Raw genomic sequence first — 447 nt, 5'->3', positions numbered from 1 at the left:
GCAAGAGCCAGTTCAGCGTGATCCGTGACGCGGGCCACTTCCTCGACATGGAAAACAAGGCCGCCTGCGAGGACACCCGCAGCGTCTTGCTCGGCTTCCTCAAGCCGACCGTGCGCGAGCCTCGTCAACGCTACCAGCACGTACAACAGGGGCAGCATGCATTGGCCATCTGAGCGCATCGGCGCCCCGTAGGTGATACCCGCAGGCTATGGGGTGCCGACAAGCTTTTATATAACTTGGGCTTCTAATTCGTGGAGGGTTCTGGTAAAAAGTGCAGCGCAGATGCGGGTATAGTTTAGTGGCAAAACGAAAGCTTCCCAAGCTTTAGTTGAGGGTTCGATTCCCTCTACCCGCTCCACATCGCATTACCGCATGGCGTTCCATTAACGTCATCGCTGTCAAAAGGAGCCTTGGCTCCTTTTTTCGTTTCTGCCCCCTCCGTTGACC

At 56.4% G+C, this 447-nt stretch carries 1 tRNA gene and 1 pseudogene; both read left to right on the top strand.

Annotation, left to right across the window (positions count from 1 at the left end):
• A pseudogene (locus J5M66_RS26695) lies at positions 1-173 on the top strand (alpha/beta hydrolase); the annotation flags it as partial.
• Between the two features lie 111 nt (positions 174-284).
• Positions 285-358 (top strand) — tRNA-Gly (locus tag J5M66_RS26690).
• The last annotated feature ends 89 nt before the right edge of the window (positions 359-447 follow it).

The organism is Pseudomonas sp. 67(2021), from assembly GCF_017491835.1.
Taxonomy (GTDB): Bacteria; Pseudomonadota; Gammaproteobacteria; order Pseudomonadales; family Pseudomonadaceae; genus Aquipseudomonas; species Aquipseudomonas atacamensis.
The sequence above is the reverse complement of the archived record's forward strand: the minus strand, read 5'-3'. Positions and strand labels throughout refer to the sequence as shown.